Below are 1,962 nucleotides of genomic sequence, written 5' to 3'. Positions count from 1 at the left end.
CATCCGATCGCCGAATGAGCAGGGTCCTCATTGTAGTGTCTACGCCAATCCTCCATCTTTTCACGGGCGTCCGCAAGCGTCAGGAACCAATGGGCGTTCAAACATTCCGCCCGGAACTTGCTGTTGAAGGCTTCGATGAAGCCATTATCAGTCGGCTTTCCGGGCTGCGAGAAGTCGAGCGAGACGTCATTTGCATAGGCCCACAGGTCAAGATCACGGGAGATGAATTCGCTGCCATTGTCCACCCTGATCGTCTTCGGGTAGCCAGTCAGGCCGCAGACCCGTTCCAGGGTCTGCACCACATCTTCTCCGCGATAGGTGAAGCGTGGATCGGTCGCCGGACAAAGCCGTGAATGAGTGTCGACGATGGTCAGGATACGCAACTTCTTGCCTGTCGCCAGCTGGTCGTGGACAAAATCCATTGCCCAGACATCGTTTGGCTCCACCGCCACCTGGCGATCCTCCCGAAGCTTCGCTTTCACCCTTCGCTTGGGGTGCTTGTTCCTGAGCTGAAGGCCCAACTCATTGTAAATCCTCCGCGTCTTCTTCATGTTGATCAGCCAGCACTCACGGCGAAGTAACACATGAACGCGCCGGTAGCCGTAGCGAACCCGCGTCTCGCAGATCTCCTTGATCCGTAGTTCGAGACCGGCCTGCCCAGTGCGGCGGGACTTGTAGTGGTAGGTCGAAGTGTCGAACTTCAGCGCCTTACAGGCCCGTCTGATCGATATCCCCCAGTCTGCCAGCATCCCGTCAACAAGCTTGCGCTTCCGGGCAGGCCTCAGAGCTAATGGGATGGTCCGCCCTGTCTCCACCGAGCACAATGGCGACAGGCAAAAAGGAGGGCCTGATCATGGAACGCAACAAACCACGCCCATGCGCCGTATTCGGCGTCGACATTGGCAAGAACCTTTTCCACGTCGTCGGCCTCGATGCCAAAGGCACACCAATCCAGCGAGCGAAGTTCCGGCGTGAGACGCTGCTCCAGTTCTTTGAACGCGCTAACAGAACGCTGGTCGGTATGGAGGCGTGCCCGGGATCGCAGTGGCTTGCGCGCAAACTTCAAACGATGGGACATCAGGTTCGGATCATCCCCGCTCAATTCGTGAAGCCCTATGTGAAGTCAAACAAGAACGACATCATTGATGCCGAGGCAATCGCTGAGGCTGCGACACGGCCGACCGTGCGCTTTGTCGGCATCAAAGAGGCGTACCAAGTCGATCTGCAGATGTTGCATCGCATCCGCAGCCGCTTGGTAACCAACCGCACCAATCTGATCTGCCAGATGCGATCCTACTGCCTGGAGCATGGAGTGCCTATTCGGCAAGGAGCCGGTGTCTTCAAGACCGACATTCTGCGCGTGCTCGATGACGACACGAATGACCTGACCTCGCTCGCCCACGAGATACTGCGGGATCTCCACGATGACCTCCTCAAACTGGAGCAGCGCATTGCCTCGATCTCGAATGAGATCAAGGATGTCGCCGACGCCGATGAGCGTGCCCGTCGTCTCATGACAATCCCAGGCATCGGCGCGCTCGGCGCGACAGCAATCATCGCGGCGACCGGCGACACATCCAGGTTCAAACGTGCTCGCGACGTTGCTGCGTGGCTCGGACTGGTTCCTCGGCAACATTCGACCGGAGGTAAACAGACACTGCTGGGCATAAGCAAACGCGGCAATGGCTATCTGCGTCGATTGCTCATTCATGGGGCGAGGTCGTGCATGTTGCACCTCGACAGATCCAAGGATCGGCTCGGTCAATGGATTGATGCACTACGGTCTCGAATGCACGTCAACAAAGTGACAGTGGCTCTGGCCGCCAAGATCGCACGCATCGTCTGGATCGTTCTCCGGCAACCAGGAGCGACCTATCTGCGCCGACCTATGGAAGCCGCCGCCTGATTCAGTATTCGGTTCCGACCGGACACAATTGCAAGGCTCGAAAGTGATGACGAAAC

The 1,962-nt window shown here is 57.7% G+C and carries 1 protein-coding gene and 1 pseudogene; one reads left to right on the top strand and one right to left on the bottom strand.

Annotated elements, in window-relative coordinates; translation table 11 throughout:
- Window positions 1-788: pseudogene (locus FOA17_RS13395) on the bottom strand (IS3 family transposase); the annotation flags it as partial.
- 65 nt (window positions 789-853) lie between these two features.
- On the opposite strand from FOA17_RS13395, the gene FOA17_RS13390 reads away from it, so the two are divergent.
- Window positions 854-1,906 (top strand): IS110 family RNA-guided transposase, encoded by a 1,053-nt coding sequence (locus FOA17_RS13390; RefSeq protein WP_238991818.1) that lies wholly within the window; start codon window positions 854-856, stop codon window positions 1,904-1,906.
- Window positions 1,907-1,962 lie beyond the last annotated feature (56 nt).

It is taken from the genome of Gemmobacter caeruleus, assembly GCF_008271655.1.
GTDB lineage: Bacteria > Pseudomonadota > Alphaproteobacteria > Rhodobacterales > Rhodobacteraceae > Gemmobacter > Gemmobacter caeruleus.
The sequence above is the reverse complement of the archived record's forward strand: the minus strand, read 5'-3'. Positions and strand labels throughout refer to the sequence as shown.

Excerpts from the sequence above, each read along its gene's own strand:
- FOA17_RS13390 (WP_238991818.1), top strand. The coding sequence starts at position 854 with ATGGAACGCAACAAACCACGCCCATGCGCCGTATTCGGCGTCGACATT.